Source organism: Mesorhizobium sp. M4A.F.Ca.ET.050.02.1.1 (assembly GCF_003997725.1).
Lineage (GTDB): Bacteria > Pseudomonadota > Alphaproteobacteria > Rhizobiales > Rhizobiaceae > Mesorhizobium.
In genome coordinates this window covers 1-2,570 of sequence record NZ_RZSG01000821.1, presented here as the reverse complement: position 1 = coordinate 2,570, position 2,570 = coordinate 1, and the positions used below count along the sequence as shown (strand labels likewise).

General features: G+C 67.6%; 3 protein-coding genes. All 3 read right to left on the bottom strand.

The window, feature by feature from the left end; genetic code table 11:
• A partial coding sequence (locus tag EOA33_RS31720) for an MFS transporter (protein ID WP_145989400.1) occupies positions 1-651 on the bottom strand: 651 nt, incomplete at its 3' end.
• Entirely contained in the window at positions 648-2,042 is a 1,395-nt protein-coding gene (locus tag EOA33_RS31715) for an FAD-dependent oxidoreductase (RefSeq protein WP_127407421.1), read from the bottom strand. The genes EOA33_RS31720 and EOA33_RS31715, both read right to left, overlap by 4 nt.
• A 45-nt stretch (positions 2,043-2,087) precedes the next feature.
• On the bottom strand, positions 2,088-2,408 hold the full coding sequence (locus tag EOA33_RS31710; protein ID WP_126055625.1) for a metalloregulator ArsR/SmtB family transcription factor: 321 nt from the start codon (positions 2,406-2,408) through the stop codon (positions 2,088-2,090).
• Between the last annotated feature and the right edge of the window lie 162 nt (positions 2,409-2,570).

Sequence of the window (2,570 nt, the reverse complement as noted above, 5' to 3'; positions counted from 1 at the left end):
GGGCAAGGACGGGTTGACTGGCCTTGCAGCGGCGGCGTTTCGATCCACATCGGATGCCGCGCTGCGTTGCGGCACCCGGCGCGGCAGCAGCGTGAGATAGAGCGGCAGCGCGATGAGGAGTTGCACGGCGGCATAGGCAAGGCAAGCGCCGCGCCAGCCGATCGTGCTCAACAGGAAAGCCGAGATCGGCCAGCAGACGGTGCTGGCCAGGCCGCCGAACAGGGTGAGCGTGGTGATGGCCGAACGCGCGCTATTGCCGTAAAGGCGGCCAAGCGTGGCGAAGGCGGCGTCGTAGAGTCCTGCCCCCATGCCGAGCCCGATCACGAGCCAGGCACCGATATAGACGGCAAGCGAGGGCGCCGCGGCCAGGCCGATCTGGCCGGCGCCGATGCAGAATGCGCTGAAGGCGAGCACGTTACGGCCGCCATGGCGCTCGATCGAGGAGCCGACGCGCGGCGATATCAGGCCGGCGACGAGAAGCCCGAGCGACAAGCCGCCAACCACCCATGCCAGCGGCCAGCTGGTGTCGCGGGCCACCGCCGGTGCAATGACCGCCGGCAGATAGTAGGATGAGCCCCACGCCATGATCTGCGTCAGGCCGAGCACGGTGATGATGATGCCGCGGCCGCGCATGCCGGCCATGCTGCTCATGCGGCAACGCCGCAGCCGCAGCCGCCCCTGCCGGCGGCTTTCGCCTCGGCGTCGGCGACGCAGCAGCCGTCCGCCGCTTGCGGGGCCGGACCACCACAGCAGCCGGCGAACGCCTTGCCGGTCACGGTGACCCCACCCGGCACCGTGCAGACGCCGGTCTCGGGCAGGACCAGTTGCACCGCATCGGCCGAGGCGACGTCGCCGGCCAATGCGGCCGCGACCGAGCGCACCTGCTCGTAGCCGGTCAGCAGCAGGAAGGTCGGCGCCCGGCCATAGCTCTTGATGCCGACCGTATAGACGCCGGGCTCGGGATGGCTGAGCTCGCGGTGCCCATGCGGCGGCACGTCGCCGCAGGAATGCTCGTTGGGATCGATCAGCGGCCCCAGCGCCCTGACGCCTTCCAGCCATGGATCGAGGTCGAGCCGCAATTCCCTGGTCAGGCTGAGATCGGGCCGCTGGCCGGTCGCGGCGACGATTCGGTCGATAGGGCCGATGCGCCGCAAACCGTCCGCCGTATCGCCCTCGACAATCAGCCGGCCGTCTTCCTCGCGAATTGCCGTCGTGGCAAACCCTGTGACCAATTGGACGCGGCCGCTCTCGGCAAGGTCCCTGACGTCGGATCCAAGTTCACCGCGGGCCGGCAAGGCATCAAGATCGCCGCCGCCATAGATGCGCACCAGATCGGTGCCGCGCGTCGTCCAGATGAACGTTGTGCCCGGCTCGTCATCCGCCACCCTGGCCAAGTCGAGCAGGGCATTGGCGGCCGAATGGCCGGACCCTGCCACCAGCGTGGCGCGGCCGCCGTAAAGGGCCCGGTCCCGGCCGAGAATGTCGGGAATGCCGTAAGCGATGCGGTCGGCGAATTCCGCCTCTCCCTCCGCCGCGATGCCGCCGGCGCCGAGCGGATTGGGCGTGCGCCAAGTGCCGGAGGCATCGATCACGGCACGGGCGCGGTCGCGCCTGATGCCGCCGGCGGTTTCGACCACCAGCATGAAGGGACGCGCCTCGCGTCCGCCGCCGCGCACTTTGTCGGCGCCCCAGCGGGAGATGCCGGTGACGCGGGCGCCGGTCTCGATCACCGGCGACAGTTCCGGCAATCTCGCCAGCGGCTCGAGGTAGAGCGCGACAAGATCATCGGCCGTGGGAAAGGTCTCCGGATCGGGCATCTTCCAGCCCGTCGCTTCCAGCAGTTCCCTCGCCGCCCGATCGACGCAGTAGCGCCAGGGCGTGAACACCCGCACATGGCCCCAATCCCTGAGATTGGAGGCTACAGCGGTACCGGCCTCGTAGAGCTTCACCGGCACGCCCTGTTCCAACAAATGAACGGCCGCCGCCAAGCCGACAGGGCCGCCGCCGATAACGGCGACCGGGAGATCGTTCTGCTCGCTCATGCTCCCACCTTCCATAATTCCGGGAACGAAATATCGGGCAAAAAATCATGCCGCCACCTCTCCCGTGGCGGGGTTGCAGGCGGCGTCGGCGCAGCATTCGTCGGCGAGGAAGCCGATCAGATCGCGCATGATCGGATAGTTGGCGCGGCAGATCAGCGTCGTCGCCTGCCGCTCCTGACTCACCAGCCCGGTCAGGATCAGCCGGTGCAGATGATGCGACAGCGTCGAGGCGGCGATGCCGAGGCTTTCCTGCAGATAGCCGACCGGCCGGCCGGCCTCTCCGGCCCTGACCAGGATGCGATAGAGATTGAGCCGCGTCGGATTGCCGAGCGCTTCCAACTGCTTTGCTGCTTGTTCGAGTTTCATGGAAATATGGCTATGCCAGGTTGGGCGGCGCCGTCAAGGGAATTTCGAACATTATGGAAATATGCAGGTAGCAATCCGCCCAACGCCAACGCGGCTGGCCTGCAGATGATATAGGCTATCATCAATCAAGACGGAGGCATGGTCGCCGATCCTGCGCATGGG